General features: G+C 60.1%; 23 protein-coding genes. 17 read left to right on the top strand and 6 right to left on the bottom strand.

What is annotated here, in order from left to right:
* Positions 1–8 precede the first annotated feature (8 nt).
* From CLV74_RS12365 to CLV74_RS12350, 4 genes are read left to right on the top strand one after another with little or no spacing between them, the layout of a single operon-like run.
* Positions 9–743: an ABC transporter ATP-binding protein gene (locus CLV74_RS12365; RefSeq protein ID WP_106265197.1), complete on the top strand. Its 735-nt coding sequence runs from the start codon at positions 9–11 to the stop codon at positions 741–743.
* Entirely contained in the window at positions 727–1,440 is a 714-nt protein-coding gene (locus tag CLV74_RS12360) for an ABC transporter ATP-binding protein (protein ID WP_106265195.1), read from the top strand. Before CLV74_RS12365 ends, CLV74_RS12360 begins: the two co-directional genes overlap by 17 nt.
* Positions 1,440–2,306 (top strand): branched-chain amino acid ABC transporter permease, encoded by an 867-nt coding sequence (locus tag CLV74_RS12355; RefSeq protein WP_106265193.1) that lies wholly within the window; start codon positions 1,440–1,442, stop codon positions 2,304–2,306. Before CLV74_RS12360 ends, CLV74_RS12355 begins: the two co-directional genes overlap by 1 nt.
* Before the next feature lies 1 nt (position 2,307).
* Positions 2,308–3,309, top strand: coding sequence for a branched-chain amino acid ABC transporter permease (locus tag CLV74_RS12350; protein WP_106265191.1), 1,002 nt, complete (start codon positions 2,308–2,310; stop codon positions 3,307–3,309).
* A gap of 86 nt (positions 3,310–3,395) precedes the next feature.
* Here the strand turns inward: CLV74_RS12350 and CLV74_RS12345 are convergent, their stop codons facing one another.
* The 5 genes from CLV74_RS12345 to CLV74_RS12325 all read right to left on the bottom strand — a co-directional run bounded on the left by CLV74_RS12345 (position 3,396) and on the right by CLV74_RS12325 (position 9,015).
* Positions 3,396–4,406 carry a CsgG/HfaB family protein gene (locus CLV74_RS12345; protein ID WP_106265189.1) on the bottom strand — a complete coding sequence of 337 codons (1,011 nt, stop codon included), beginning with the start codon at positions 4,404–4,406 and terminating at the stop codon, positions 3,396–3,398.
* Positions 4,396–4,800: a curli assembly protein CsgF gene (locus tag CLV74_RS12340; protein WP_170108037.1), complete on the bottom strand. Its 405-nt coding sequence runs from the start codon at positions 4,798–4,800 to the stop codon at positions 4,396–4,398. The genes CLV74_RS12345 and CLV74_RS12340 overlap by 11 nt, the downstream gene beginning before the upstream one ends.
* 264 nt (positions 4,801–5,064) lie before the next feature.
* Positions 5,065–6,192: a hypothetical protein gene (locus tag CLV74_RS12335; RefSeq protein ID WP_106265184.1), complete on the bottom strand. Its 1,128-nt coding sequence runs from the start codon at positions 6,190–6,192 to the stop codon at positions 5,065–5,067.
* 569 nt (positions 6,193–6,761) lie between these two features.
* Positions 6,762–7,829: an NAD(P)H-dependent flavin oxidoreductase gene (locus CLV74_RS12330; RefSeq protein ID WP_106265181.1), complete on the bottom strand. Its 1,068-nt coding sequence runs from the start codon at positions 7,827–7,829 to the stop codon at positions 6,762–6,764.
* Positions 7,830–8,082: 253 nt separating this feature from the next.
* On the bottom strand, positions 8,083–9,015 hold the full coding sequence (locus CLV74_RS12325; protein WP_106265179.1) for an IS5 family transposase: 933 nt from the start codon (positions 9,013–9,015) through the stop codon (positions 8,083–8,085).
* A gap of 334 nt (positions 9,016–9,349) precedes the next feature.
* On the opposite strand from CLV74_RS12325, the gene CLV74_RS12320 reads away from it, so the two are divergent.
* The 7 genes from CLV74_RS12320 (at position 9,350) to CLV74_RS12290 (ending at position 17,322) form a co-directional block, all read left to right on the top strand.
* Positions 9,350–9,829, top strand: a complete 480-nt coding sequence (locus CLV74_RS12320) for an acyl-CoA thioesterase (RefSeq protein WP_106265177.1) — start codon at positions 9,350–9,352, stop codon at positions 9,827–9,829.
* 479 nt (positions 9,830–10,308) lie between these two features.
* The gene (locus CLV74_RS12315; RefSeq protein WP_106265174.1) at positions 10,309–11,256 is read left to right on the top strand and encodes a D-ribose ABC transporter substrate-binding protein; all 948 of its coding nucleotides are present in this window, start codon (positions 10,309–10,311) and stop codon (positions 11,254–11,256) included.
* A gap of 65 nt (positions 11,257–11,321) precedes the next feature.
* Positions 11,322–11,969: a DUF2291 family protein gene (locus CLV74_RS12310; protein ID WP_106265172.1), complete on the top strand. Its 648-nt coding sequence runs from the start codon at positions 11,322–11,324 to the stop codon at positions 11,967–11,969.
* Positions 11,966–13,522 (top strand): sugar ABC transporter ATP-binding protein, encoded by a 1,557-nt coding sequence (locus CLV74_RS12305; protein ID WP_106265170.1) that lies wholly within the window; start codon positions 11,966–11,968, stop codon positions 13,520–13,522. Before CLV74_RS12310 ends, CLV74_RS12305 begins: the two co-directional genes overlap by 4 nt.
* Positions 13,519–14,580 (top strand): ABC transporter permease, encoded by a 1,062-nt coding sequence (locus CLV74_RS12300; RefSeq protein WP_106265168.1) that lies wholly within the window; start codon positions 13,519–13,521, stop codon positions 14,578–14,580. The genes CLV74_RS12305 and CLV74_RS12300 overlap by 4 nt, the downstream gene beginning before the upstream one ends.
* A gap of 10 nt (positions 14,581–14,590) precedes the next feature.
* Positions 14,591–15,610: a Gfo/Idh/MocA family protein gene (locus CLV74_RS12295; protein ID WP_106265166.1), complete on the top strand. Its 1,020-nt coding sequence runs from the start codon at positions 14,591–14,593 to the stop codon at positions 15,608–15,610.
* Positions 15,607–17,322 (top strand): D-apionate lactonase family protein, encoded by a 1,716-nt coding sequence (locus CLV74_RS12290; RefSeq protein ID WP_106265164.1) that lies wholly within the window; start codon positions 15,607–15,609, stop codon positions 17,320–17,322. The genes CLV74_RS12295 and CLV74_RS12290 overlap by 4 nt, the downstream gene beginning before the upstream one ends.
* Before the next feature lie 5 nt (positions 17,323–17,327).
* Here the strand turns inward: CLV74_RS12290 and CLV74_RS12285 are convergent, their stop codons facing one another.
* On the bottom strand, positions 17,328–18,341 hold the full coding sequence (locus CLV74_RS12285) for a LacI family DNA-binding transcriptional regulator (RefSeq protein ID WP_245888538.1): 1,014 nt from the start codon (positions 18,339–18,341) through the stop codon (positions 17,328–17,330).
* A 218-nt stretch (positions 18,342–18,559) separates the two neighbouring features.
* Between CLV74_RS12285 and CLV74_RS12280 the strand changes: the two genes are divergently transcribed.
* The 6 genes from CLV74_RS12280 (at position 18,560) to CLV74_RS12255 (ending at position 24,765) form a co-directional block, all read left to right on the top strand.
* Positions 18,560–19,543, top strand: coding sequence for a substrate-binding domain-containing protein (locus CLV74_RS12280; protein ID WP_106265161.1), 984 nt, complete (start codon positions 18,560–18,562; stop codon positions 19,541–19,543).
* A gap of 71 nt (positions 19,544–19,614) precedes the next feature.
* Entirely contained in the window at positions 19,615–21,120 is a 1,506-nt protein-coding gene (locus CLV74_RS12275) for a sugar ABC transporter ATP-binding protein (RefSeq protein WP_106265158.1), read from the top strand.
* A complete protein-coding gene (locus CLV74_RS12270) occupies positions 21,113–22,105 on the top strand; it encodes an ABC transporter permease (RefSeq protein WP_106265156.1) in 993 nt (330 codons plus the stop codon). The genes CLV74_RS12275 and CLV74_RS12270 overlap by 8 nt, the downstream gene beginning before the upstream one ends.
* The gene (locus tag CLV74_RS12265; protein WP_106265153.1) at positions 22,102–23,112 is read left to right on the top strand and encodes an ABC transporter permease; all 1,011 of its coding nucleotides are present in this window, start codon (positions 22,102–22,104) and stop codon (positions 23,110–23,112) included. The genes CLV74_RS12270 and CLV74_RS12265 overlap by 4 nt, the downstream gene beginning before the upstream one ends.
* Positions 23,113–23,961 carry a sugar phosphate isomerase/epimerase family protein gene (locus tag CLV74_RS12260; RefSeq protein ID WP_106265151.1) on the top strand — a complete coding sequence of 283 codons (849 nt, stop codon included), beginning with the start codon at positions 23,113–23,115 and terminating at the stop codon, positions 23,959–23,961. It abuts the gene before it with no gap.
* A 111-nt stretch (positions 23,962–24,072) separates the two neighbouring features.
* A complete protein-coding gene (locus tag CLV74_RS12255) occupies positions 24,073–24,765 on the top strand; it encodes a metal-dependent hydrolase (protein WP_106265149.1) in 693 nt (230 codons plus the stop codon).
* Positions 24,766–24,958 lie beyond the last annotated feature (193 nt).

The raw sequence follows: 24,958 nt of genomic DNA, 5'->3' as shown, positions 1-24,958 counted from the left end.
GAGAGAGGATGGAGCCTCTTCTTCGGCTAACGGGCGTGAACAAATCCTTCGGCGCCCTGACCGTTTCCGACAACGTGACCTTTGATCTGCCCAAGGGGCAGGCGCTTGGGATCATCGGCCCCAATGGGGCTGGGAAATCGACCCTGTTCAACCTGATCGGCGGGGCCTTGGCGCCGTCTTCCGGCATGGTGATGTTCAAGGGTCAGGATGTGACGGCGCAGCCTGCCTCGGCCCGCTGCCGCGCGGGGATCGCGCGGTCGTTTCAGATCCCTCACCCTTTCGTGGGCATGACGGTGTTTGAAAACCTGCTGGTCGCCTCGTCCTTCGGCGGGGCAGGGCACCATGATGCGCGTGAAGCCTGCCATGACATTCTGGAACGCACCGGCCTTTTGCCAAAGGCGAACCGCCCTGCAGGCAGTCTGACCTTGCTGGAACGCAAGCGGCTGGAATTGTCCCGCGCCTTGGCCACCGGCCCTGAACTGCTGCTGCTGGATGAAATCGCAGGCGGTCTGACAGAGGCCGAATGTCATGCGCTGGTCGAGACCATTCAGGCCATCCACGCCAGCGGTGTTTCGATCATCTGGATTGAACACATCGTCCACGCGCTGCTGGCGGTGGTGGACCGGCTGATCGTCATCGATTTCGGCAAGATCGTCGCCGAGGGTGCCCCTCGTGCAGTGATGGCCGATCCGATGGTTCAGGAAATCTACATGGGGATCTCGGTTGATGACCAAGCTGCTTGAGGTATCGGGCCTGACCGCCCACTACGGCGATTTTCAAGCCCTGTTCGGGATCGATATGACCGTCGAGGCGGGCGAGACCGTGGCGATTATCGGCTCGAACGGGGCGGGGAAATCCACCTTTCTGCGTAGCCTGACGGGTCTGCATTCAACGCGCGGGCAGGATATCCGGTTCTGCGATCAGCCCATCGCGGGCATGGCTGCCGACCAGATCCACAAGCGCGGCCTTGCGATGGTGCCCGAAGGCCGCCGCCTGTTCCGGTCCTTAAGCGTTGAGGAAAACCTGCTGATCGGCGCCGCGGGCAAACGCAAAGGCCCGTGGTCGCTGGCCGAGGTCTACAGCCTGTTCCCAGACCTCAAGGCAAAGAAGAACAACCCCGGCACGGCGCTATCGGGCGGGCAGCAACAGATGGTGGCCATTGGCCGCGCGCTGATGTCGAACCCCACGCTGCTGCTGTGCGATGAGATCAGCCTTGGCCTTGCGCCAAAGGTCATCAAAGACATCTATGAGGCCGTGCCGCTGATCCGCGAACGGGGTACCGCCATTCTGGTGGTCGAACAGGACGTGGGCCAGGCGCTGGCCGTGGCCGACCGCATCTACTGCTTTATGGAGGGGCGCGTTTCCCTGACCGGAACGCCGGACAGCCTCAGCCGCGAGCAAATCGCCAACGCATATTTCGGAATAGGGGAGGCCGCCTGATGGTCTGGATCAACTCGGTCATCCAAGGGGTGATGCTTGGCGGGCTATACGCGCTGTTCGCCGCTGGCCTGAGCCTGATGTTCGGCGTTATGCGCTTTGTGAACATCGCCCACGGGGATTTCATCGTGGTGGGCGCGTATCTGATCGTGACCTTCATCGTCAGCTGGGGCCTGCATCCCGCGATTGGGGTGGCGATGGTGCTGCTGCTGGTGGCCTGCGCGGGCTACCTGAACCAGCGGGTGCTGCTGAACCGTGTGCTTGGCAAAGATATCCTGCCGCCCATTCTGGTGACCTTCGGCATGTCGATCATCATCCAGAACGGCCTGCTTGAGTTGTATTCAGCCGACAGCCAGAAACTTCAGACCGGCTGGCTGGAAACCACCAGTCTGCAAGTGGCCGACAAGCTGGCAATCGGCCTGTTGCCTGCCCTGATGTTCCTGACCGCATTGGGCGTGATCGCCATGTTGCAGTTCATCTTCTACCGCACGCCTTTGGGGCGGATGCTGCGGGCCACCTCGGACGATCCAGAGATCGTGCCACTGATGGGGGGGCGCAATGCGCATACCTTTGCGCTGGCCACGGGGCTGGCGTCCTTGGTGGTGGGGATCGCGGGCATCTGGCTGGCGATGAAAACCAACTTTGATCCCGCCGCTGGCCCCGCGCGTCTGCTGTTCGCGTTCGAGGCCGTGATCATCGGCGGTCTTGGCAACATCTGGGGCACGCTTTTGGGCGGCATCATCCTTGGGGTGGCGCAGACCATCGGTGCGCAGATCGATGCGGGCGTCCAGATCCTTGCGGGCCATCTGGCCTTTCTTCTGGTGCTGGTGATCCGGCCCACGGGCCTCTTCCCGAAAGTGAGCCACTGACATGACCATGATTGCACACACCCAAAGCAAACCCGTCCTGCAATTCGGCGCATCGGTGCTGATCCTTGGCGGCGCCCTTCTTGTGCTGGCCAGCGCCCCTTTCTGGGCAGGCCGTGCCGAGCTGCGCCTCTTGATGGAGGCCCTCAGCTATCTGGCTCTGGCGCAAATGTGGAACCTGCTGGCGGGCTACACCGGCCTTGTCAGCGTCGGCCAACAGGCATTTGTGGGGCTTGGCGGCTATCTGTTCTTTGCCTTGGCGATCTTTGGCGGGATCGGCGTTGTACCAGCCCTGATCCTTAGCGCCTTTGGTACGGCCATCATTGCCATTCCAACCGGCTGGCTGGCCTTTCGCCTGAACGGGGCCTACTTCGCTATCGGCACATGGGTTATCGCCGAGGTCTATCGGCTGGGGGTCGCGCAGGTCTCGGCCCTTGGGGGCGGATCGGGGATTTCGTTGCCCGTGGACATCGCCCGATCCCTTGCCGAAGGGCGGGCCGAGCGAGAGATGGTCATGTATTACATCGCCTTCGCCATCGGCACTGCGTCTGTCCTGCTGGTCTGGGGCATCCTGAAATCCCGCTGGGGTCTGGCGATGACCGCCATCCGTGACAGCGAACTGGCGGCCGAGACCATTGGCGTGAACACCCGCCGTCTCAAGTTTTCGGTCTATGTGCTAACGGCAGGCTTTACCGCGCTGGCGGGGGGCTTTTTGTTCCTGCAAAAGCTGCGGATTACCCCTGATGCCGCCTTCAGTGTGAACGACTGGACCGCGTTTGTGCTGTTCATCGTGGTGATCGGCGGGCTTGGCACGATTGAGGGGCCGATCATCGGAACCATCCTGTTCTTTGCCCTGCGGCAAGTCGCAGCGGATTGGGGCACATGGTATCTGATGTTGATGGGGGCCATCGCCATCGGCGTCATGCTGATGGACAAGCGCGGCATCTGGGGCTGGATTGCCGCCCGCACAGGCTGGAGCCTGTTTCCAACCCGTCGCCTGCTTTAACCCTGTTCCTGAACATACAAAGGCCGCGGCACCCTGTGGGTTCGCGGCCTTTGCATTTGGGTTGACCGTTGCGGGAGGATCGCCGGTCAACTCTGTCCCGTCCATTGTCGCAAGACGGAACTCAGCGCCTGACGCAGGGCGGCGTCCAGCGCAAAGGATTTGGGCTCATTGATGGCAGTGCCGGCCTCTGCCTCAAGAATTCTGTCCAGCGTCACGTAGGTCATGGTGCTGCCTTGGGCCAACCGGCTTTCGACCGCTTGGGTCACGGTCTCTTCCGCGACGATTTCTGAAGTGCTGACCTTCACCAGCCGCAGGTTTACCGTGATGATGTCGCGCCGGATGCGTTCCTTGACGCCGATATTGGCCACGCGAAGGCCGCCGCCGCCGTTGATCACGTCGTGATCGTAAGACACGATGGCCCCAGTGATCAGGTAATCCGCAGGGATGATGTCATCCATCGGCTTGCCCAGAACAAAGGCCGAGAACGGTACCTCTTTCCCGATCTCCGAGATCCGGCGGGCGCGGTAGCGGTCCAGATTGTCTAGTGTCTGTTCAATAGGCGGCAGGTTCTGCTGCGCGGGCTGACCGCCCCCGACGCCGTAATCGCGATAAACATCGCTGCGCAGCTTTTCCACGTCCTGATCTACTGCATCGGTTTCCGCCTTGATGCGGCCCCGTTCGGCTTGGGTGTGGGCGCGTTGCGCGTCTTCGGTGAACTGGCCGGTGACCAGCCGGCGCTCTTGCAGGACAGGCTCTAGAAAGCGGCGCTCGACCACGCGGAACCAGCTACCGCCGCCGACCTCACGCAAAGCCGCAACCACATAGGCATCCGCCCCTTGCGAGACCGTCTTGCTAAGCTCCGAATAACTGTCGTTCTTGGCCATCTGCCCCGTCAAATCGGGAAAGTCATAGACGGCGATGCTGGTCTTTTGCCCTCGCTTGGGAAAGCTTTTCAGCGGTGTATAATTGGCCGATTGCGCCGCCACGGTTTCCCCGCCGGTCTGGGTCTTGGTCATTTGCGCGTCGTGATAAACGCCCGCGCATCCGCCAAGGGCGATGGTTCCGCTGAGAAGCGCCGCGATGGCCCTAAGATGCATCCGTCAACTCCGGCACGACGATCTCGGTGGTCGAATTTCCGTCATTGAGTGTGATAATCACATCCCCGTTTGAATCCGTGGTGTAGTTGACGCTGAGATCACCAATCTCAAAGCTGCCGCCCGGCGTTGCATCGCTACCAAATATCTTTTGCGTGATGTCTGACGCTAGAGTGGTCAGCAAACGCCGCTCCAGATCCTCGCGGAAACGCTCCAATTGGGTCTGCTCGGGCTCTTCCTCTTCAAAGGTCTGTTTCTGGCTTTCCAGCAAGGTCATGTAATAGGAATTGTTCATCCCGTTGCCGCCAAAGGCCGGAAGGTCGAAATTAAACCGTAAATCAGAGGCTTGGGCGCTAAAGGGAAACGCCAGAATGGCTAGGCAGAGCAAACGTTTCATTCCGGCATCTCCATTCGTATGGAGGAAGGGCGGCCCCTTCCGTTTAGGCATGATAGTCTTTGCAATTTTGCGGTCCAATATATACTAAGGATAGCTGCGTACCCGATGTGGTAGCGCAGCATCCGCCAGCCCCAGTATTCGGTAGGTCTTTGCATGTGGCATGCCAGAGTCGAAAAACGGGCAAGCCGTTAAGCTTGCCCGTCTCCGGAGACCCGAGGCTGCGCCAAGTTAAGGGGAGGTGAGGCCGACGCAGTCGGGGTATAATTAGCGCTGGGTCAGGTAGACGTTGCCGCCGGTGCCATACATGGCCACTGCAACCTGACGCATGTTCGAGGTCTGAACCGCGTTAAACATGTTGTTGCTGCCGTCCTGAAGCAGAGTGATCCCGCTGTTGCGGCCCGACTGGGTCGAGAACACTTCGTTGCCGTCACCATTCTGATTTACAATGATCGAGTTGCCGCCGAAGTCACCGTTCTGGGTGATGTGTATGGTGTTTTCGTTACCATCAGTGGTTACTTCTACGCTGCTGGCGTTGGCCGTGGTGCCGTTCACGTCGCCCTGATAGACTTCCATAAAGTTATCGTTACCCCACTGGTTCAGCATCGCGGTGTTGGTCGAGTACTGACGAACCAGCATGCCGTTGCCGACACCGATCTGGTTGGCTTCCAGATAGCTGCTATCGCCAGCCTGTAGGACGTCAGCTTGGTTGTTTCCACCGCTCTGGTACAGGTCGGCCACGTTGTAATCGCCAAGCTGGTTGATCACAGCGCCGTTGTCATCCCCGTACTGGTCAACGTCCAGCAGGTTGCCGGTGGCCGTAGTGACCGCACCGCGGCTGAAGGTCTGGGTAAAGCCGAACTGGCGGTCGTATGCAGCTTCGGCTGCCAGATCACGACCCAGCGAGATATCATCTGCCTGCCCGTGTTTGAAATCCATAACGCGATCCGAGTCGATTGCAGCACGCGAAATGGTCTCTTCAAAGACCGTGTCCGAACCCTGAGAGAAGTTCAGCGCGTTGCGGTTGCCATGCTGGATCGCATTTACACGGTTGTTGTCACCCACCTGCTTGGCCGCGCTGTAATCCGTCGGATAGCTGCTGGTTGCGGTTTGCGCCCAAGTGACATTGGTATAGGCGAAATAGCGCAGGTCAGTCACAGGGCGACCATCCATGGTGGTGTTGCCAAAACCCTTGGATTTTTCGCTTTGCCAGGTGCCGGTGGTCTGGGCCGCGCTGGAATTCGCAGGCGCTTCTGAACCGACGCTGTTGCCCGTGCCCTGAAGCTGCAGGTACAGACTGTTGACGCCCTCTTGGCTGGAGTAGGTTACGCTGTTAGCGAAAGCCGGTGCCGCTCCGAGTGCGAGAGCAGCGGCGACGTAGAGTGTCTTAGACATAACTTTTCCTTCAAGCATTTTGTTGAGCACCACGAGGAACCGTCCGAGTTAACGTACAAGCATGCAAAAGCGTGTGTGCGATGTTCTTAAGATCGACAAAAACGTCATTTCGGTAACGTGTTCTGAAGTGTGGGAAATGCGCAAAAGGCTGTGTTTTTGCGTCAGAAAACCGACACCCACAAAGGTGATCAACTTTTCAGGGAAATTCAGAGGTCGGCAGCAGGAGATGCCCTTTGCATGCAGCGGCAGAAGACTCGTCTTAAGCTGTTGAAAACATGAGATACTGGACTTTTCCCGCGTGCGGTGCTGTCCATTTAGCTCATTTTAGCTAAAGAATAGACTTTCAACCTTTGGCTGCGTGACAAATGTGACATTTTCGTAAGCTTTCACCCTAAGATACCGACTAACAGCGGGAACCCCATACAATAAGGTAGGGTAACTTTCATGTTAAGCGCGCCGAATCCGATTCCGTTAGCGGCTAAACCGACCGATTGGTTGGTCTTGAATTGCAAAAATTTGCGCCCAAGACAGCCTTTTTTGCGCGAAGGTATAGTTTGGTATCGGTCGGTTCATGCCGCCGTTGCCGCCAGTTCCCTTGCCAGCGTTTGTACCAAAGCCGCTGCCGCCATCGGGCGGGCGCGTGCTGCCCCTGTCCCTGCCCACTGAGCGCCGTACCCATGCTCGCCGCAGGCTTTGGCGACGGCGTTCAGGGCTTTGCCCGCGTCATAGGCGGTGGGGTAGGCGGGGATAGGAATGGTTTGATCTGCGGCCCATGCGGTAAAGCGGTTGGCCAGACAGCGGGCCGGTCGGCCGGAAATCGCGGGGGTCATGACAGTGCCGCCCTGATTGGCGCTGCTTGAGGCGGCAGATAGGGCGGTGCGGTAGGCGGCATCTGCGGCGCTTTCGGGGCAGGCGACAAAGGCGGTTCCCATTTGCGCTGCCGCCGCGCCCCAGCCAAGAGCCGCGCGGATGTCCTTGCCATCCATGATCCCGCCCGCCGCAATCACGGGGCGGCTGATGTTGGCGGTCAGCAGTCGGGTCAGCTGTTCGGTGCTTAGGCGCTCATCTGGTCCCGCGGGGTCAAAGATCCCCCGATGACCCCCCGCCTCATGCCCTTGGGCGACAATGGCATCGATCCCTGCGTTTTGGGCGGCTTGGGCCTCAGGCAGATTGGTGGCGCTGGCAAAGAGCAAGCAGCCCACCTGTTTCAGTGCGGCGATCCGCTGGGGGTCTGGCAGTCCGAAATGAAAACTGACCACAGGCGGAGCCATCTGTACGAGGGTGCGCAGCATCGCGTCATCATTGGCAAAGCTCTTGTAGATCACTTGCAGCGCCTGAGGCGGGGCAGCGTTGAAGCGTGCGAACTCGGGCGCGAGGGCGGCGCACCAGCGGGCGGCGATCTGTGGATCAGGGGTCGGGTCCTTGTGAACAAACACATTCACGTTGAAGGAGGCGGATGTGGCGGCTTGCAGAGCCTTGATCATCTTTTGCGCGCCCTCTGCATTGGTTGCGCCGACCCCCAAAGAGCCCAGAGCCCCCGCATTGCTGACCGCTGCCGCCAGTTCCGGTGTTGCGACACCGGCCATGGGAGCCTGCACCAAAGGCACCGAAAGTCCGAGTTGTTCCAGCAGATCCATCACGCCCTCTCTTCATGAGCCAAGTGCAGCTGGATCAAGCCTAGCAGACTGGCGGGGGTTTGATAGGCCTTCGGTTTTCCGGGAGCTTTGCTGCCTGTTCGGCCCCATGCCCTGTGGGGCGGGGCGTGCAGTAGGTATTTATGCCAAGATGAAAGCCAGAGGGCGCGCCTTTGCTGTCAGGGGCGGCGGGGCGGTTAGCTGGCTCTGTTGCACAAATCGGCTGAACGCCGAGTTTCCACTTTCCCAGGTGGACTTATCCTATGGGCTCAGTGACAGGTATGCCAAGATCTGTGTAGCGGTTGAGCACCGTGATACGGACTTGGAGTTCGGCCACCAGCCGGTCGAAGTCTCGGGCCATGGGGCCTTGGCAAAGAAGTTTGGCGCAGTTCATCTTCGTTTCTGCGCGGCTGCGGCGGTGATATCCAGTCCATTTTCTCCTGAGCACCCGGCCAAGGTCCTTGCAGGCCCTTACGGCCTTGTTTCTCGCCACGGCGCTCGCCGTGGTTGGCTTCCAAAGTCGGGCATTCTTGCGCGGAGGGATGATGGCAGCGGCTCCTCGAGCGGCAATAACATTGTGGCATCTGGGCGTGTCATGGGCCCCATCGGCAGGGGCCGTGGCGATATCTTGATCAGCTGGGATTTGCTCCAACAGGTCAGGCAGCATCGGGGCATCGCCGACATTGCTTGTGGTGACCCCGACTGCGCGGATCTGCAGTGTTTCCTCGTCCATACCGAGGTGAAGCTTGCGCCACAGGCGCTTCTTTGGGCCGCCATGCTTGTGCGCATTCCATTCGCCTTTACCTTCGGCCATGATCCCCGTCGCATCAATCAACAGATGGAGCGGCCCCGACCCGCCACGATAAGGGATGGCAACGTTCAGTGTCTTCTGACGGCGGCACAGAGTGCTGAAGTCGGGAATTTTCCAGTCAAGCCGAGCCAAACGCAGCAGGCTTTCTACGAAGCCTGTTGTTTGCCTCAAGGGTATGCCGAACAGTCCCTTTATCGTCAAACAACTCTGGATCCCTGCGTCGCTAAACTCGGGTTGATACCCCCGCTTGCCTGTCGGCGGCGCATACCACGACATCTCGGGGTCAAACCAGATTGATAGCGAACCGCGCTGCCTCAGCGCCGTGTTGCACGAAGGCCAGTTCCTGGTCTTGAACTTTGTAGGGGACCAACTGCTTATGGACCGGTGCTACCCCACTGGATTCACACAGTGAATCCTTAACATTATTTGAGCAACGTCTTTCCGTCCCCTAGATGGTTCATTTGTAAATTAACAGAAGGCCGCTGACCGCTGCTTTTGCTTCGCGAGAATTGATCGGATTGGCTTTGCCGAGGATCGCTTTGAAGAACGTATGCCTTGGCCCATCGCGCCTAAAGTTGCGGCGCAGACACGGATTTGAGGCAAAAGATGCCGCGATCTTTGCTTGCGCTCATGGCCCCTGCCAAATCCTTGGCGAATATGGTTTTGCAACCGCAACATAACTGATCCGCCCCAGATCCTACCGGAAAGACCAATGGACGCACGCAAGCTTGAAATGACCGTTCTGATGACCCCTGACATGGCCAACTTTTCTGGCAAAGTGCATGGGGGTGCCTTGTTGAACCTGCTGGATCGGGTGGCCTTTTCCTGCGCGTCACGGTTTTCCCATCGCTATGCAGTCACGCTATCTGTGGATCAGGTGACCTTTAAAGAACCGATTAACGTGGGCGAGCTGGTGACATTCCGCGCCAGTGTGAACTATGCGGGCCGCACCTCGATGGAGATCGGTATCCGTGTTGAAGCCGAAGACATCCGTAGCGGCAAATCACGTCACACCAACTCTTGCTATTTTACCATGGTGGCGGTGGATGATGCGGGCAAACCTTCCGAAGTGCCGGATTTGCAGGTTCTGACCGAGCTGGAGCAAAAGCGCCATAACGCCGCCGAAGTGCGCCGCCGTCTGCGTCGCCAGTTCTCGGAAGAGATGAAGAAGGCGTCGGAAGGGACGATCTGACGTCAGGATCGCGGTTCTGTCAAATTTTGCGGGAAGGCGGCCTTACGGGTCGCTTGTGCAGATGTGGTAGGCTGCCGCCTTTCGCCGCCGAAAAACCGCTCGGGTTTCAAGCTGGTCGACATCTCTGCGGCCAGCTTTTTCTTTGGCGATGACTCGGGGCTGATGATGGGGCGTGACGGGAAATCGCCGTATAGGTGTGCCGCAAAGGATCGTGCGGAAAGGATTTTTCTGATCAGTGGCGTGATGCTGAGGGCATTGGGTGTGGGCGGCACTCCGGCCAAAACTTGTCTAAACCTTCGTAGAATAAGGGTAGCGGCAAGGTTCGCTCTGTGGCTACGGCTGCGCAAACGGGCCTGCCGAGGCGACTAACACAAATAGTCATTATACCAGTTGACAGAGTGATGATTATCCCCCACCCTCAGCCTTGGCCACAGGAGGACACACCCATTCCGTGTGAAGTTGGCCATTGGAGGAGAGATATGAATTTGAACCGACGCCATTTTATGTCTGGCGTGGCTGTAGCTGCTGTGTTGCCTGCGGTCCGTCCTGCGTTTGCTGCGGAAAAGGGCTTGATCGCCATCATCACCCCCAGCCATGACAACCCGTTCTTCAAAGCCGAAGCCGTTGGTGCGGAAAAGCGGGCGATCGAACTGGGGTATGAGACCCTTGTGATGGTCCATGACGATGACCCGAACAAACAGTCCGAACTGTTCGACACCGCCATCGCGCGGGGTGCAAATGCCATCGTTCTGGACAACGCTGGCGCGGATGCCACCGTGGCGGCTGTTCAGCGGGCCAAGGATGCGGGTATCCCGTCCTTCCTGATCGACCGCGAAATCAAGGAATCCGGCATCGCCGTCAGCCAGATCGTTTCGAACAACTATCAGGGCGCGCAGCTTGGCGCGGAAGAGTTCGTCATGCTGATGGGCGAGGCGGGCAACTACGTGGAACTGGTGGGCCGTGAGGCGGACACCAACGCGGGCATCCGCTCGTCGGGGTATCACGATATCATTGACCAGTATCCCGATATGGTCATGGTCGCGCAGCAGTCGGCGAACTGGTCGCAGACCGAAGGCTATGAGAAGATGGAGACCATCCTTCAGGCCAACCCCGATATCAAGGGCGTGATCTGTGGCAACGACACTATGGCGATGGGCGCGTGGGCCGCGCTTGAGGCGGCGGGCCGGACCGATGTGATCGTCGTGGGCTTTGATGGCTCGAACGACGTGCGCGACTCCATTCTGGCAGGCGGCATCAAGGCGACGGTTCTGCAACCGGCCTATCGTCAGGCCCAGTGGGCGGTTGAGCAAGCCGACCAGTACCTGAGCACCGGCAGCACCGGTCACGACGAAAAGCAGCTGATGGATTGCGTGCTGATCAACGGCGACAACGCCGCCAAGCTGGAAACCTTCGCCCTGGAGGGCTGATCGTTCCGGAGCGGGCGCGTGGCTCCCATCCGCGCCCGCTATTTTCCAGATTTCAAGGATTCAGAATGCGCGAGATTTTCATGCCGCTGGCGATCCTGTCGTGCGCGGTGTTGCCGCTGGCGGGTTGCAAGATCGTCAAAACGCCAGACCCCGAAGCATCGAACGCTCAGGCGGTCGAGATGACGGACGAGGCGCGTATGGCGGCCTATGCGTCCTCGATTTGGGCCGAGAAAGTGCTGCCGACCGTGGCGCAGCATGCCGTGCCCTTTGACGACCTTCAGGCCAAGCTGGCGTCTGACGGGCTGGACGGTGCCGGGCAGGCCCACGGGCTGCGTCCCAAGGGCGAGGCAAACTCGTGGAACTTTGCTGTCAAAGGCACCGGCACGATCACCGAGGCCAATACCGAAAGCCGCGCCGCGAAACTGATGGTGGATATGAACGGTGACGGGGCGGCGGATTTGACCGTGCAACTGGGGCCGGTGATCCGTGGCACGGCGCTGCGGGACGCGATGCCCTTCCTGATCTTTACCGATTTCCGCGACCAGATCGAATTTGCCAAGCTGGCCCGTGCGTTGAACGATCTGGCCAATGCTGGCGTTGCCTTGCCCGAAAGTGATCTGGTGGGCCGCAGCGTGACCTTCGAAGGGGTCTATGCCCTGAAAAACGCGGGCGACAAGATTGAACTGGTGCCAACCGTGGTGCAGGTGCAATGACCCATCCCATCGGTCTGAAAATCCGTGGCGGCACCAAGGTGTACCCCGGCACGGTGGCCCTGAAGAACGCGGATTTCGATCTGCGGATGGGGGCTGTGAACGTGCTGGTGGGCGAAAACGGTGCGGGCAAATCCACCATGATGAAGGTCATCGCGGGGGTGGAGCAGCTGACCTCGGGTACGATCTACATCGACGATCAAGAGGTGCAGCTGACCTCGACCGAGGATGCGGTGCGCCACGGCATCGGGATCGTGTTTCAGGAATTGAACCTCTTTCCCAATATGTCGGTGGCCGACAACATCTTTATCAACCGCGAAAAGACCCGTTTCGGCGTGGATATTGACCGCGTCAAGCAGCGCGAGGAAACCCGCGCCCTGATGCGGCGGCTGGAGCATGACATTGATCCCGACACGCTGGTCGGTGATCTGAAGGTCGGACAGCAGCAGATCGTCGAGATTGCCAAATCGCTGGCCCAGAACGCCCGTATCCTGATTTTGGACGAGCCGACCTCGGCCCTGTCTGCCGCTGAGGTAGAGATCCTCTTCCGCGTGATTGATGAGTTGAAACGCGATGGTGTGGGCATTGTCTACATCAGCCACCGGCTAGAGGAGCTGATCCGCGTGGGCGATTACATCACCGTTCTGCGGGACGGGGTGATCACTGGCGCGCGGTCCATGCAGGGGGTGGATATTCCGTGGATCGTGCTGAACATGATCGGCGATGCCAGCAAGGATTTCCCCAAGACGATTGATCATCCCTTCGGGGCCGAGGTCTTCCGCGCCGAGGATGTCTATCTGCCCAACACATCGGGCGGCTATTCCGTAGAAGGGGTCTCACTTTCGCTGCAAGCCGGTGAAATTCTGGGCATTTACGGTCTGATGGGCGCGGGCCGGACCGAGTTTGTGGAAACCGCCATGGGCCGTTATCCCCACGCACGGGGCACCTTCTACGTGGATGGAAAACCCGCCAAATCGCCCCATGTGTCGGACCGCATCCGCATGGGGCTGGCAATCATCCCCGAAGACCGCAAGCAGGACGGCTTGGTCCAAATCCTGTCGATCCGCGAGAATATGACGTTGTCGTCTTTGGACCGTCTGGCCACCGCCGGTCATCTGGACGTGGTGCGGGAAAAGAAGACCGTTGGCGATTATGTGCGCCAATTGATGATCAAGATCGCCTCGGCCGAGAATGCAGTGTCGTCCCTGTCGGGGGGCAACCAGCAGAAGGTGGTGATCGGCAAGGCGCTGATGACCAAACCCAAAGTGCTGCTGATGGATGAGCCAAGCCGCGGCATCGACATCGGCGCCAAGGCCGAGGTGTTCCGCGTCATGCGCCAACTGGCCGCCGAGGGGCTAGGCATCATCTTTGTGACCTCGGATCTGGAAGAGGTCATGGGCCTCTCGGACCGGATCATCGTCATGTCGAATGGCAAGGTCACTGGCGAATTCACTAAAGGCACGGCCACGGAAACCGCACTGATCGCTGCTTCGGCGGTCGGGCATTCGGTTTCACACGCACAGGCCATTCAGGCAAACAAGGAACAGGTTCTATGACGGCCAACACAGTATCGACCGTCCCTTCGGGCAACTCGAACGCGCTTTTGCTGCTGCTCAAGGCGCGGACATTCATCGCATTGATCCTTGTGACGGTCTTTTTCACCATCTTCGCCCCGAACTTTCTGTCGGCGGCGAACCTAGTGATCATGTCAAAACACGTGGCGCTGAACGCCTTTCTGGCAATCGGGATGACCTTTGTGATCATCTCAGGCGGGATTGACCTGTCTGTCGGGTCCATCGTCGGGCTCTGCGGCATGGTCGCGGGCTATCTGGTGCTGCACGGGATCGATCTGGGGCTGGGGTGGTCCATCCAGTTCAACACCCTAGAGATTTGCCTGATGGTGATTGTCGTCGGCATCTTTATCGGCGCAATCAACGCTTTTCTGATCACCAAGCTGAACGTCGCGCCCTTTATCGCAACGCTGGGGACGCTTTATGTGGCGCGGGGCGCGGCGATGCTGTCGTCGGACGGGCGCACCTTTCCGAACCTGAACGGCAATCCCGAATACGGCTCGGACAGTTTCCGCTGGATCGGCGCGGGGGATGTTCTGGGGATTCCGGTCTCGATCTGGATGCTGGTCGCGGTTGGTGTGCTGGCCGCGTATATCGCCATGCGCACCCCCTTGGGACGGTTCATCTACGCCGTCGGCGGGAACGAGCGTGCGGCGGGCCTGTCGGGGGTCAAGGTCACGCAGGTCAAATACTTTGTCTACATGTTCTCAGGGTTCTGCGGGGCGCTGGTGGGGATCATCATCTCGTCCCAGTTGGTGGCGGCCCATCCTGCAACGGGCGACACGTTTGAACTGAACGCCATCGCGGCGGCGGTGCTGGGGGGGACCTCAATGGCGGGCGGACGCGGCAAGATCGGGGGCACCATCATCGGCGCCTTTGTGATCGGGGTTCTGTCCGATGGTCTGGTGATGATGGGCGTGTCGTCCTTCTGGCAGACCGTGATCAAGGGGCTTGTCATCATCGCCGCAGTGGTGATCGATCAGGCACAGCAGCGGGTGCAGGCCCGCGTGGCCTTGCAGCAGCAAGCCGCCCTTGGACAGTAGGAGCCAGCCCATGAAAATCGCCGTAATCGGGTGCGGATTTTTCGCGATGAACCAGCTGCATGGCTGGAAGGGGATCAAAGGGGCCGAGGTTGTTGCCCTCTGTGACCGCGATCCCGCGCGGCTGGCGGTGGCCGGCAAGCTATGCAGCGGTGCCCGCACCTATACCGATGCCGCAGCGATGATGGCTGACGGGGGCTTCGACGTGGTGGATATCGCGACAACGGTGTCGTCGCACCGGCCTTTGGTGGAACTGGCCGCAAAGCACAACGTCCATGTCATCTGCCAAAAGCCCTTTGCCCTGAACCTCAGTGATGCCCGCGCCATGGTGAATGCTGTCGCAGCCACGGGCAAAACCCTGATGGTGCATGAGAATTTCCGCTGGCAATCGGCCATCCGCGCCGCGATTGATGAGGTCCGCAGCGGGGCCATCGGCACGCCGTTCTTCGGGCGGATTTCGTTCCGGTCGGGCTATGATGTATTCTCAGGCCAGCCCTATCTGGCCGAGGGCGAGCGGTTCATTATCGAAGACCTTGGCATCCACATTCTGGACATTGCGCGGGCCTTGTTCGGCGATGCCACCCGTATCACTGCCACCACCCGCCGCATCAACCCCGCCATCAAGGGCGAGGATGTGGCCACCATGTTGCTGGAACACGGGGGCGGAGTGACCTCGGTCGTGGATTGCTCTTATGCGACGCGGCGCGTGCCTGAGACCTTCCCCGAAAGCCTTTTGGAAATCGACGGGGACAAAGGCACCTTGCGGCTGGACGCGGGCTATCGGCTGACCGTTCAGGTGGACGGAGAGGAGCGCGTCCGCGATGTCTCGCCCCCCGTGCTGCCGTGGGCCGAGCGGCCTTGGCACAACATTCAGGAAAGCGTGCAGATCATCCAGCAGCACTTCGTGGATTGCATCGCCCGCGGCGAACAGCCCGAAACCAGCGGCGCGGACAACCTGCAAACCTTCGCCTTGGTCGAGGCAGCGTATCTGTCCGCCCGCGAACACCGCACGGTTGAACTGGCCAGCCTATGAGCGATCCGGTCACCCTTTACGGCACCGCCCATCGCCCGCCGCAGGCGGAGCAGATCACTTTAGGGGATCTGAGCTTCACCCTGCAAGACGGTGCCCTGCGGCACATCTGCAAAGGCGGGACCGAGATGCTGCGGGCGATCTCCTTTCTGGTGCGCGACCGCGATTGGGGCACCTTGGTGCCAGAGTTCACCGAAATCTCGCGCCATCATGACGGGGATTTCCGGCTATCGGCTAGGGCGGTCTACACCAGTGGCGGAGCCACGCTGGCGATTGATCTAGAGATTATGGCCGACGATCAGGGCCTGCGGGTCAGCGCTTCTGGCGCACCTGATCAGCGGTTCGAGACCAACCGCACCGGCTTTACCATCCTGCATCCGGCCCATTTGGCGGGCAGTCCGGTGGTGGTCGGCCATGGGGATGAGGCCGATGAAAGCGCGATTTTCCCCGTGGAAATCGACCCGTGGCAACCTTTCATGAACATCACCTCTCTGACCCATGATCATGGCGGGCTGAGGGTGCGTTGCGCCATGCAGGGCGACACGTTTGAGATGGAGGACCAGCGCCAGTGGGGCGATGCCTCCTACAAGACCTACAACCGCCCTTTGGCGCTGCCTTGGCCGTTCCATCTGGACGCGGGGGTGGTGTTTTCGCAGGCGGTGCATCTGACGTGGCAACCTGTTGAAACTGCGCCTGCCACGCAGGCCGCCGACCTGCCCGAAGGTCTTACCTTCCCCGAAACCGCGATTGTCCTGACCCCAGAGGATGCGCGGCGACTGGCAAAAACGCCAACAGATATTGCCAAGGTCGCGCCCCAGCGATTGCTTTGTCACATCGACGGGGCCTTGGGCGAGACACAAGCGCAGATTGACGCCTTTGGAACGCTACAACAGGCCCTGCCTGACCCTACTTATGATGCGGAACTGATCTGCGCCTTTGATGATCCGCCAGAGGCGGAACTGACCCGCCTACGGCACGAATGTGATGCGGCAGGGTTCCGGCCCGATAGCGTTCTGGTCTGCCCCTCGGTCGATCGGCAGTCCACACCGCCGGGGTCCGATTGGCCCGAGTGCCCTCCGCTGGAAGACATCCACATCGCAGCGGCAAAGGCTTTTCCCGATGTGACACGGGGCGGCGGTATGGTCAGCTTTTTCCCCGAACTGAACCGCAAGCGCCCGCCGCTAGAGCATCTTGCCTTTGTCGCGCACGGGCTTTGCCCGATCATCCACGCTGCCGATGATCTAAGCGTGATGGAGACCCTGCAGACGATCCTCCATATCACCCGCTCGGCCCGTGCGATTATCAAGGATCGTGACTACCGGATCGGACCTGCGACGATTGCCATGCGGCAGAACCCCTATGGGACGCGGACCATTCCGAACCCTGATGGCCAGCGCATGTGTATGAGCGACGATGACCCCCGTCATCGCGCCTTGTTCGGTGCGGCTTATGTGATCGGGCTGGCGACGGCCTTGGCGGGGGCAGGGATCACTGTCTGGACACCTGCTGCCCTCTATGGTCCGCGCGGGTTGGAAGGGCCGATCACGCAGGCAATCGCGGCTTTGGCGGCTTGCGCAGGACAGCCGGTGCATGAGGCGCGCCTTCACGACGGGCTGGCCACGCTGGTCGTGGGGGACTGCCGCTTTCAGGCCAACCTGACCGGCACGCCTCAGGCCGGACTTGCACCCTATGAATGGCGTCGCTTGGTCGCTTAATCGCTTCAGGTCTTGGCGCGGTAAAGCTCTGGCTCGATCTGTTCCAGAACCGGCGTGGTTGTGTGTTCCAGATGCCAGAACGCCCGCTGGACCAGTTTTTTATGGCGTTGGCGGATCATATGGACCGGAAAGCGCAACAACTGGCCAAAGGGCTCGTAGTCGAAACAGCCAAAGGCGCAGGTCTGCAATTCGTCCTCTGGCAGGGTCGCGATAAAGTGCATCGCCCCTTCAAAGACGGAATCCGAGTTGATGAATAGGCCCCGTGGCAAGCCCCCAAGCTGGCCGTAAAGATCGGCAATAGCCTGCGTGGCGGCGTCTTTGGCATAGGTCTTGGCGATGATCTGGTCTGGCGCGACGGACCCCGTAACGGCGCGTATCGCCTCGGAAAATCCTTCGATCCGGTTGTAGGTCGAGGGCAGGCGGCGGTCGCCTCCCAGAAAATACACCCGATCCCGTAGCGGATCGCCGGTGGCCGCAGGCATCGAGGCCAGTATCTGCTGGGTCAGCATCAGGGCGCCCGCACGGTTGTCTGTCACCACCGAAGGGGCCAGTGCGCACGGTTGGTCCACGAAGACATGGGGGATTTGCGCGTCCTTGCACTGGCGGCTGAGATCCTCGGGCGAGACGGACCCCACGAAGAAAATCGAATCGATCTGCCAATTGCTCAGATCCTCGACGATGTGGCGCTCTTCTTTGGGGTCGCGCTCGGTCGAGATGATGACCGGACACAGGTTCCGCGCCCGCACTTCCTGCGAAAAGGTCTGCGCGATATTCGAGAAGAAGCGGTTATATTCCGGCACCAAGAGCGCCACCAGACCAGAGCGCGACGTACGCAAGGCGCGGGCCTGATTGTTGGTGGTATAGCCTTGTTCGCGGGCGATCTGGATGATCCTTTGCGCAGTTTTCTCGGAAATCCGGCGTTTCTTCCATGTGCCGTTCAAGGCCGCGCTGACGGTCGAGGCCGATGCCCCTGCTTTTTGGGCGATGTCGTAGATCGTTTCTTTTTGTTTGTTCGACATGAACAGCGGGCCCTCGGGGACATTTTTCAAGATGTGGTTGACAGGATGCACGAAAGCCATGATGCTTTGCAACATCGATTGTGCAAAAGCAGTCAGCTAGCTACCGCGACGTCAGAGGAGAGGTCGTGGTTTTTTTAGCCGCAGTAGCACAATCGGTTGTGCAATTTTATGTGCAGCTTTTGCGATCGTGCGGGGCAACCGCGCGAAGGGAGGATAAAATGAAGAAATTCACCGGGCTGGTCAGCGCGTTGGCACTGACTGTGGGTTTTGCATCGACCGCTATGGCCGAGACAAGCATGGGCATTGTTGTGAAAATCGGCGGCATTCCGTGGTTCAACGCCATGGAAGACGGCATCAAACGCCGCGCTGATGAACTGGGCGTCACCGCCGAGATGATCGGCCCCGTTTCCGCCGACCCTGCGTTGCAGGTTCAGGCGATCGAGGATCTGATCGCCAAGGGCGTGGACGTGATCGGCGTGGTTCCCAACGATGAGGCGGCGCTAGAGCCGGTCCTGAAGAAGGCCCGTGATGCGGGCATCGTGGTGATTTCCCACGAAGGGCCGGGCCTTGAGAATGTGGACTGGAACTTTGAGCTGGCCTCGGCTGACGGCTTTGGCGAGGCCCATGCCGAACTACTGTCGCAGAAGGTGCCTGATGGCGGCAAATACGCGGTCTATGTGGGCTCGCTCACAGTGCCGCTGCACAACGCTTGGGCTGATGCGGCAATTGCGTGGATGGCCGCAAACAGGCCTGATCTTGAGATCGTCGGCGACCGCTACGGTGTGGCGGAAAACGTGGATGACAGCCGCTCGACCGCGCTGGACCTGATCGCCGCGAACCCTGACCTTAAGGGCTTTCTGGCCTTCGGCAGCCAAGGCCCCATCGGTGCTGGTCGCGCCGTGGAAGAGCGCCGTAAGACCGGCGAAATCCACGTGATGGGTCCGTTCTCGCCCGGTCAGGGCCGCCAGATGATCCATTCGGGCGTGCTGACGGGTGGTTACATGTGGAACCCTGCACAAGCGGGCGAGGTCTTCGTGACCCTTGGCAACATGCTGGCCAATGGTGAGACGGTGGAAGATGGCGCCGATATCCCGGGTCTGGGTGTGGTCCATCCCGATGCGGCGGGGCACGACATCATCACCAACAACCTGCTTGAAATCAACAAGGACACGGTGGACGAGCTGGCCGAAAAAGGCCTGTAAGTTCTCCGCTCCCCGGCGGGCGTGTGTGTGAGTGGCCGCGCCCGCCACCCTAGTTTCCCCAGAGGTATGTTATGACAACTGCTCCGGCAGAGCGTTTCGCGTTGCGCCTTCACAAGGTGTCAAAGGCGTTCGGCGGTGTTCAAGCGCTGAATGCGGTGGACTTTGAGGTCCGCGCGGGCGAGGTTCACTGTCTGGCCGGCGAGAACGGCTGTGGCAAATCCACCCTGATCAAGGTGGTCACCGGCGTGCATCGTCCCGAAAGCGCCGATCTGATTGAATTATTCGGCCAACCTGTGGACCGGATCACCCCCGTACAGGCCCGCGAGATGGGCGTTTCGGTGATCTGGCAGGACTTGGCCCTGTTTCCCCATATGTCCGTTGCCGAGAATATCGCCTTTGACGATCTGGTTGGCCTCCGGCCCCGCTCGGTCCGCTATGGGCAGATGAAAGCCCGCGCCGCCGAGGTCCTGGACCGTCTGGGTGTCCGCATGGACCTTGCCGCGCCCTTGCACAGCCTGCCCATCGCGCAGCGGCAGGTGGTGGCGATTGCCCGCGCATTGATGAACGATGCGCGCTTGATTTTCATGGACGAACCCACGGCCTCGCTGACCCAGTCAGAGACCGACCGGCTGCTGGACATCGTCCGCAAACTTTCCGCCGAAGGGGTGGCGATTGTCTTTGTCAGCCACCGTCTGGCCGAAGTTCTTGAGATCGCCGAACGTGTGACCGTGGTTCGCGATGGCAATCTGGTGGGCGTCTATCCGACCCAAGGCATGACGCAGGCCCGATTGGGCGAGTTGATGACTGGCCATCTGATCGAAAATCAGGTCTCGGCCCGTGACCTGCCCGATGCGCCTGTCGCGTTTCAGGCGAAGGGCCTGTCGCGCCACGGGGAATTCAGTGACATCAACCTGACAATCAAAGCGGGCGAGGTCGTGGGCCTGACCGGCTTGATCGGGGCAGGGCGCACGGAACTGGCCCATGTGATGATGGGGATGCGCCGCGCCGACAGTGGCCAGATGACCCTGAACGGCGCCACCTATCGCCCGACCTCGGCGCGGGCGGCTATTGAACAGGGGATGGCCTATGTGTCGGAAGACCGGCTGTCGCTGGGGCTGCTGCAAAAGCAGTCGATTGCGGATAACACGGTGATCTCGGTCCTGCGCAAGCTGACCACGGCGGCGGGGCTGATCTCGGAAACACGCAAGGCCGATCTGGTGGCCCATTGGATCAAGCAGATGGGCGTCAAGATTGGTCTGCCGCAGGATGCGATTTCGACACTTTCGGGGGGCAACCAGCAAAAGGTTGTGCTGGCCAAATGGCTGGCGACCGCGCCGCGCCTTCTGATCTTGGACAGCCCCACGGTGGGGGTCGATGTTGGCGCCCGCGCGGGCATCTTTCGCATCGTGCGCCAACTGGCCGAGGATGGCTTGGCGATCCTGCTGATCTCGGACGAGGTGACAGAGGTCATGCATCACGCCGACCGCATCATGCACATGGCCGATGGCCGGATCGTGCAGGAATACGACCCGCGCCGCATCACCGTCCCCCAGTTGGAGGAGCGGATTTATGCGTGATCTTCTGTCCTCTTACCGAATTGAGGCCCGATTGGCCGTGGTGCTGGCGCTGATCTGTGTCGGTCTCAGCATTGCCGCGCCCCAATTTGCCACCTTGCCCAATGCCACCAGCCTGCTGAACAACAGCGCCGTGAACCTCATCTGGGCCGTGGGCCTGCTGGTGGTGCTGATCGCCGGAGGCATTGATATCTCGTTCGCGGTGGCCTCTTCGGTTGTGCAATATGTGGCGGCCAAGATGCTGATGGGGATCGGTGGCGGCAATTGGGTGCTTGGGTTCCTGTTCTGCGGCTGCCTTGGCATTCTGCTGGGTCTTCTGAATGCTTGGCTGATCCACGGGTTCCGCATCATCTCGATCGTCGTGACGATTGCCACGTTCAACGCGTTCTTCGGCCTGCTGATGTTCTTTTCCGGTGGGCGCAACATCTACAGCCTGCCCGATTGGTGGACCGCGCGGATTTTCATCTTTGAACATGAGAACGCCCAAGGCGTCTGGTCCGAACTGACTCTGTCAGTCGCGGTGATGATCGCTTGCGTGGTGGCGACATGGGCGCTGATCCGGCGCACCAACATCGGCCGTCAGCTGTACGCCTTTGGCGACAACCCCGAAGGGGCGCGTAGGGCAGGGGTGAACATCGCTGTCATGCAAGGGGTCGCCTTTGGCTGGATGGGGCTGATGGCGGGCATCGCGGGCCTGTGTCAGGTGAATATCGTCAAGGAAGTCGTCCCCAACGCCCTTTACGGGCGCGAGCTGGACGTGCTGGCCGCTGTGGTCTTGGGCGGCGCGCGATTGGGCGGCGGCAAGGGCACCATCTTGGGCTGCGTGCTGGGGGTGATGTTTGTGGCGATCACCCAGAACGGGCTGAATCTGCTGGGGGTCTCGCCCTTTGCGTTCCAGATGATCATCGGCGCGGCGATCCTGATCGCGATCTCGACCTCGAACATCGATCTCAGCCAGATCCTGCGCAAGACGGAGACCCGCCAATGACCGCTTTGACCAAACATATGGCGCGGCTGAAATCCGGCCCCGCAGGCGAGAATACTGGCCTTTTGCTGATGCTTGCCGTACTGGTGATGGCCTTTTCACTGGCCTCGCCCCGTTTTCTAACGGGCGCAAATCTGGGATCGATGGGGTTTCAGATGCCGCTTTTGGGGCTACTGACGCTGGCGATGCTGGCACCGATCATCTCGGGCGGGCTTAATCTGGCGATTGTCTATACGGCGAACATCTGCGGGCTGACGCTGGCCTGGACGCTAATGCAATTCGGCGGCGCCGAGGCAGGGATAGGCGCGTTCCTTCTGGGCGGCGCTCTGGCGGTGATCGTCGGCGTGATCGCTGGGGCGATTATGGGTGCGGTGATCGCCTATGTGGGCGCGCATCCGATCCTTGTTTCGCTGGCGATGATGATCTTTCTGCGCGGCTTGGGCGAGTTCCTGACCCGCGGCGGCGATATCTCCGGCTTTCCCGAGTATATGCGGGTGCTGGGACATGGAACCGTGGCGGGCGTGCCGGTGCCGCTGATCCTTTTCGCGGTGATCGCCTTTGGTTGGCACGTTCTGCTGCGGCGCACACCGCACGGGTTCTCGGTCTATATGACCGGCTCGAATTTGAAGGCGACCGAATACGCGGGGCTGAACGCGAAACGCACGCTTGTCCTGATCTACGCGCTTTCGGGTCTGCTCTGTGCCATCGCGGGGATTCTGATGGCGGCGCGCTTTAACTCGGTCCGCGTGGGTCACGGCGAGGCGATGCTGCTGATCACCGTGCTGGCCTGCTTCCTTGGGGGGATTGATCCCTTTGGCGGTCATGGCCGCGTCTTTCCCGTCATCATTGCGCTGGTGATTTTGCAGGTGCTGTCCTCGGGGCTGAACCTGATCGGCGCGAACCAACATTTGGCAACTGCTGTCTGGGGCCTGTTCCTGATCGCCGTCATGGTACTGCGCTCAGATCAGCTGCGTCTGCTCGGCAAACTGTTTTTTCGAAAGGACAATTGAATGGAAGGCTTTGGCGTACACACCAGTATGTGGACGATGAACTGGGACCGCGAAGGGGCCGAGCGGGCCGTGGCGGGGGCATCGCATTACGGGGTGGATTTCATTGAAATCCCCATGCTGCAACCCACCCAGATCGACACCGCCCACACAGCGGGCCTGCTGGACAAATCCGGCTTGCGGGCGGTCTGCTCGCTTGGGCTACCGGAAGAGGTCTGGGCCTCGGTCAACCCTGAAGGGGCGATCGATTACCTGAAGGTGGCCATCGACAAGACCAAAGCCTGCGGGGCCGAGGCGCTGTCGGGCGTGACCTTTGGCGGCATCGGTCAGCGCACGGGGGATTACCCGACCCAAGGGGAATACGACAACATCGCTCATGTGCTGGACAAGGCCTCGGCCTATGCCAAATCGGTGGGCCTGTTGTTTGGAATCGAACCCGTGAACCGCTATGAAAACCATCTGATAAACACCGGCTGGCAAGCGCGGGATATGATCGAGCGTGTGGGCTCGGACAATATCTTCATCCACCTTGATACCTACCACATGAACATCGAGGAAAAAGGCGCTGCAAACGGCATTCTGGATGCCCGTGATTACCTGCGTTACATCCACCTTTCGGAAAGCGACCGCGGCACGCCGGGTGAAGGCTGCTGCGACTGGGACGAGATCTTTGCAACCCTCAAGGCCATCGGCTTTACCGGCGGTCTAGCGATGGAAAGCTTTATCAATATGCCGCCCGAGATCGGTTTTGGTCTGGCGGTCTGGCGCCCCGTCGCCAAAGACCACGAAGAGGTCATGTCCAAGGGTCTGCCCTTCTTGCGCAACAAGGCGGCACAGTACCGGCTAATCTAAGGGCCACGTGTTCAGGGGCAGGGCGCAATCCGCGCTTTGCCCCCAAGATTTTCCGCGCAAATTCCCAGAACTGCCCTAAGCTCTGCCCCAGTGGTTGCAAAGGAGTTTGATATGGAAATTACCTGGCTTGGTCATTCGGGGTTCCGGTTAGAGACCGGCGGTGAGGTTCTGCTGATTGACCCGTGGCTGACGGGCAATCCCAGCTTTCCCGAAGAACGATGGGCGGACGCTACAAAAGGCGTCACCGCGATTTTGCTGTCCCACGGACACGGCGACCACGCCGGAAACGCGATCACCATCGCAAAAGAGGCAGGCGTGCCGATCTATTGCATTCACGAACTGTCGAAATGGCTGTCGAAACAGGGTGCCGAAGCGGTCGGTTTCGGCAAAGGCGGCACCGTGCAGATCGGCGACGTGGCGGTGAGCTTGGTGACGGCGGTGCACTCTTCTTCGGTCGATTTTGGCGACGGGGATGTGATCTACGCGGGCGGCGAGGCCGGTTTTGTCATCAAGGCCGAGGGTCACACGATCTATTTCTCGGGCGATACGGACGTGACGATGGAGATGGACATCATCGCAGACCGCTACAAACCGGACGTGGGCATTCTCTGCGCGGGCGGTCATTACACGATGGATATGGCAGGCGCGGCCTATGCGGCGAAGCGGTTCTTTGACTTCAAGACCCTGATCCCGTGCCATTACGGTACCTTCCCGATCCTTGAGCAATCGGCGCAGCCCTTGATCGACGCGCTGCCTGACGTAGACGTGCGCGTGATGACAGTGATGCAGCCGGATACGCTATAAGCTACAGTCGGGGCGCATCGACGGGTGCGCCCCTTGGCCTTAGATGACTGTCCTGTATTTTACATAATTCTGGTTATCGGTGGCCACACTTGTAGTGGGGCACATTCTAATCTGCGTTGCGACACACTCTCTATCTTGCTGAAAAGCAAGGAGACCGGACATGGCCCACACAGAACTGGATTTACATGAAAGA

The organism is Donghicola tyrosinivorans (assembly GCF_003003355.1).
GTDB lineage: Bacteria > Pseudomonadota > Alphaproteobacteria > Rhodobacterales > Rhodobacteraceae > Donghicola > Donghicola tyrosinivorans.
This window is presented reverse-complemented; position numbering and strand designations above follow the sequence as displayed.

Coding starts and splice junctions, on each gene's coding strand:
- CLV74_RS12365 (WP_106265197.1), top strand. CDS start 9: ATGGAGCCTCTTCTTCGGCTAACGGGCGTGAACAAATCCTTCGGCGCC.
- CLV74_RS12360 (WP_106265195.1), top strand. CDS start 727: ATGACCAAGCTGCTTGAGGTATCGGGCCTGACCGCCCACTACGGCGAT.
- CLV74_RS12355 (WP_106265193.1), top strand. CDS start 1,440: ATGGTCTGGATCAACTCGGTCATCCAAGGGGTGATGCTTGGCGGGCTA.
- CLV74_RS12350 (WP_106265191.1), top strand. CDS start 2,308: ATGACCATGATTGCACACACCCAAAGCAAACCCGTCCTGCAATTCGGC.
- CLV74_RS12345 (WP_106265189.1), bottom strand. CDS start 4,406: ATGCATCTTAGGGCCATCGCGGCGCTTCTCAGCGGAACCATCGCCCTT.
- CLV74_RS12340 (WP_170108037.1), bottom strand. CDS start 4,800: ATGAAACGTTTGCTCTGCCTAGCCATTCTGGCGTTTCCCTTTAGCGCC.
- CLV74_RS12335 (WP_106265184.1), bottom strand. CDS start 6,192: ATGTCTAAGACACTCTACGTCGCCGCTGCTCTCGCACTCGGAGCGGCA.
- CLV74_RS12330 (WP_106265181.1), bottom strand. CDS start 7,829: ATGGATCTGCTGGAACAACTCGGACTTTCGGTGCCTTTGGTGCAGGCT.
- CLV74_RS12320 (WP_106265177.1), top strand. CDS start 9,350: ATGGACGCACGCAAGCTTGAAATGACCGTTCTGATGACCCCTGACATG.
- CLV74_RS12315 (WP_106265174.1), top strand. CDS start 10,309: ATGAATTTGAACCGACGCCATTTTATGTCTGGCGTGGCTGTAGCTGCT.
- CLV74_RS12310 (WP_106265172.1), top strand. CDS start 11,322: ATGCGCGAGATTTTCATGCCGCTGGCGATCCTGTCGTGCGCGGTGTTG.
- CLV74_RS12305 (WP_106265170.1), top strand. CDS start 11,966: ATGACCCATCCCATCGGTCTGAAAATCCGTGGCGGCACCAAGGTGTAC.
- CLV74_RS12300 (WP_106265168.1), top strand. CDS start 13,519: ATGACGGCCAACACAGTATCGACCGTCCCTTCGGGCAACTCGAACGCG.
- CLV74_RS12295 (WP_106265166.1), top strand. CDS start 14,591: ATGAAAATCGCCGTAATCGGGTGCGGATTTTTCGCGATGAACCAGCTG.
- CLV74_RS12290 (WP_106265164.1), top strand. CDS start 15,607: ATGAGCGATCCGGTCACCCTTTACGGCACCGCCCATCGCCCGCCGCAG.
- CLV74_RS12285 (WP_245888538.1), bottom strand. CDS start 18,341: ATGTCGAACAAACAAAAAGAAACGATCTACGACATCGCCCAAAAAGCA.
- CLV74_RS12280 (WP_106265161.1), top strand. CDS start 18,560: ATGAAGAAATTCACCGGGCTGGTCAGCGCGTTGGCACTGACTGTGGGT.
- CLV74_RS12275 (WP_106265158.1), top strand. CDS start 19,615: ATGACAACTGCTCCGGCAGAGCGTTTCGCGTTGCGCCTTCACAAGGTG.
- CLV74_RS12270 (WP_106265156.1), top strand. CDS start 21,113: ATGCGTGATCTTCTGTCCTCTTACCGAATTGAGGCCCGATTGGCCGTG.
- CLV74_RS12265 (WP_106265153.1), top strand. CDS start 22,102: ATGACCGCTTTGACCAAACATATGGCGCGGCTGAAATCCGGCCCCGCA.
- CLV74_RS12260 (WP_106265151.1), top strand. CDS start 23,113: ATGGAAGGCTTTGGCGTACACACCAGTATGTGGACGATGAACTGGGAC.
- CLV74_RS12255 (WP_106265149.1), top strand. CDS start 24,073: ATGGAAATTACCTGGCTTGGTCATTCGGGGTTCCGGTTAGAGACCGGC.